Here is a 2,424-nt window from a genome sequence, read left to right as displayed (position 1 = left end):
CGGCCAGCAGCAGCCCGACCAACCCCGGCCCCGACGGGACCTACGGCACCTCGGACGACCCGACCCCGCCGTCGAGCAGCGGCACGCCTTCGGACAAGCCGAGCGGGACGAGCGGTAGGCCCACGTCGCCCACGCCGTCCAGGTCCACGTCGCATTCGCCGAGTTCGACTCCGTCGCATTCGGCGTCTCCTACACCGACACCGTCGAGCACTCCCACTGAGTCCGTGACGCCTACACCGACGCCCACGCCGTCGAGCACCCCGACCACCACGGACACGGCGAGCGGTATCGCCTCCTCAAGTGCCCCCGTCGACACGGCCAGTTCCGCTGCCCCCGCGAGCAGCGTCGCCTCGGGCACCGTGATCTGACCCTCCGTACGACGCTGAAGGGCCGGCTCCGATGATCGGAACCGGCCCTTTTCGGCGTGGTGGAATCGGAGTCGGTCAGAACAGGCGCAGCTTGTCGTCCTCGATGCCGCGCAGGGCGTCGTAGTCCAGGACCGCGCAGCCGATGCCGCGGTCCGTGGCGAGGACGCGGGCCTGCGGTTTGATCTCCTGGGCGGCGAAGATGCCACGCACCGGGGCGAGATGCGGATCGCGGTTCAACAGCTCCAGATAGCGCGTGAGTTGCTCCACGCCGTCGATCTCGCCGCGTCGCTTGATCTCGACCGCGACGGTCTGGCCGTCCCCGTCCCGGCACAGGATGTCGACCGGTCCGATGGCCGTCATGTACTCGCGGCGGATGAGCGTGTAGCCGTCGCCGAGGGTGTCGATGCGGTCGGCCAGCAACTCCTGGAGGTGCGCTTCCACGCCGTCCTTGATCAGGCCGGGGTCCACGCCGAGTTCGTGCGAGGAGTCGTGGAGGATCTCCTCCATCGTGATGATGAGCTTCTCGCCCGCCTTGTTGATGACGGTCCAGACGCCCTCGTCGTCCCCGGAACCCTCCTTCAGCGTGCAGGGCGGCGACATCCAGTTGAGGGGCTTGTAGGCCCGGTCGTCCGCGTGGATCGAGACGCTGCCGTCCGCCTTCACCAGGATCAGACGGGGGGCGGAGGGGAGGTGGGCGGTGAGCCGGCCCGCGTAGTCCACGGAACACCGGGCAATGACGAGACGCATGGTCGGCAACGCTACTCGACGGGCGTGGGTGCACGCGATTCGCCCTGGAAGACCCCTGACGCCCCTTGTTCATTAATGGCCGATTGTGGGCCCATTGAGAGTTCCCTATGTACGCATTCTCCTGGTGCCGCCACCTTCCGTTGCCTACCGTATAAACGGGAGGTCGCGAGACGTGTACGCAGCGTGTTCGTAATCGCGGACTCCCTTATCTGTCCGGCAACCCCCGCTGGTTGGGGGTGCGAGAGGAGAACCCATGTCGCTCGACGTCTCACCGGCCCTACTCGAAAAGGCCGAGCGAGGCGAGGTCGACGAAGCTGAATTCGTCGACTGCGTCCGGACCTCCCTGCCTTACGCATGGGAGATGATCAGCTCCCTGGTGGCTCAGCTGAAGGTCGACGGCGGTGCGTTCGCCGACAACCAGACGCCGCCGCCGGACGAGCAGGCACGCGGTCAGTTGCTGCGTGCGCTCGCGAGTGACGCGATACGCGGCGCGCTGCAGCGGCACTTCGGTGTGCGGCTGGCCTTCCAGAACTGCCACCGGGTGGCGGTGTTCCCGTTGGACGGCTCGGTCGACGAGACGCTGGCTCGCTTCACCTCGGTGCGCAGCCAACTGCTGAATCAGTCCCCGGAGTTCAGGGACTGCTGACGAGGCGATGCGCATTGCTTGCCGCTCCGTACGCGGGAGGTGCTTTCTGTACTGGGGCGGCAAGCTCCCCGCACGTGGCTCAGCCGAGGTGCGGGAGCACCTCGGCACCCAGCCGCCGTACGTTCTCCTCGGTCACGCCAGGTCCCCGGAGCCCTCGACGAGCAGCGCGAAGCGGGAGATGCCGGTCCGCTCCGAGGTCGCGGCGAGCCGGTCGACGCACAGCCGCGGGGTGCCCACCGGGTGCAGCCCGCAGAGGAGTTCGGTGTACGCCAGCGGGTCGCGCATCGAGCGCTCGCGGTCGTCCACCGTCACATGGGCGTCCAGCCCCTGCTTCAGCCAGCCCGGCATCGCCTTCACCAGCGCCTCCACGGCGTCGGCCCGCTTGTCCGCGATCTGGCAGACCCCGGCCGACACATGGGCCGCGTCCCGGATCTCCTCCGCCGGCCGTCCGGCCGCCCGCGCCAACTGCCGCCACAGGGTGACCATCTCGGCCTTCTCCTCGTCCCCGACATGCATGCCGAGCAGCATCGGCAGGCCCCGCTCGGCCGCCAGCCGAACGCTCGCGGGCGAGGTGCACGCGACGACGACCTCGGGGCCCGGCGCGTCCGACAGCGCCTCCGACGGCCTTGGTACGACGGGGACTTCACGGAACGCGTAGCGGTC

Annotated in this window: 3 protein-coding genes and 1 pseudogene; 1 reads left to right on the top strand and 3 read right to left on the bottom strand. The window is 68.9% G+C overall.

Annotation, left to right across the window (positions count from 1 at the left end; translation table 11 throughout):
* Positions 1–40: 40 nt before the first annotated feature.
* On the bottom strand, positions 41–358 hold the full coding sequence (locus JHN45_RS52070) for a hypothetical protein (protein WP_201056517.1): 318 nt from the start codon (positions 356–358) through the stop codon (positions 41–43).
* An 85-nt stretch (positions 359–443) separates the two neighbouring features.
* On the bottom strand, positions 444–1,115 hold the full coding sequence (gene nucS, locus JHN45_RS52065; RefSeq protein WP_200711009.1) for an endonuclease NucS: 672 nt from the start codon (positions 1,113–1,115) through the stop codon (positions 444–446).
* 253 nt (positions 1,116–1,368) lie between these two features.
* On the opposite strand from nucS, the gene JHN45_RS52060 reads away from it, so the two are divergent.
* Positions 1,369–1,761 (top strand): SCO5389 family protein, encoded by a 393-nt coding sequence (locus tag JHN45_RS52060; RefSeq protein WP_019060740.1) that lies wholly within the window; start codon positions 1,369–1,371, stop codon positions 1,759–1,761.
* Positions 1,762–1,840: 79 nt separating this feature from the next.
* Here JHN45_RS52060 and JHN45_RS52055 read toward each other — a convergent pair.
* Positions 1,841–2,424, bottom strand: a pseudogene (locus JHN45_RS52055) (LLM class flavin-dependent oxidoreductase); the annotation flags it as partial.

It is taken from the genome of Streptomyces sp. MBT53, from assembly GCF_016654115.1.
In the GTDB taxonomy this organism is placed as follows: domain Bacteria; phylum Actinomycetota; class Actinomycetes; order Streptomycetales; family Streptomycetaceae; genus Streptomyces.
Note: the sequence above shows the minus strand (reverse complement) of the source record. Positions and strands in the feature narration are given on the sequence as shown.

Bases quoted from the DNA above. Each gene is read 5' to 3' on its own strand.
- nucS (WP_200711009.1), bottom strand. From the start codon at position 1,115: ATGCGTCTCGTCATTGCCCGGTGTTCCGTGGACTACGCGGGCCGGCTC.
- JHN45_RS52060 (WP_019060740.1), top strand. From the start codon at position 1,369: ATGTCGCTCGACGTCTCACCGGCCCTACTCGAAAAGGCCGAGCGAGGC.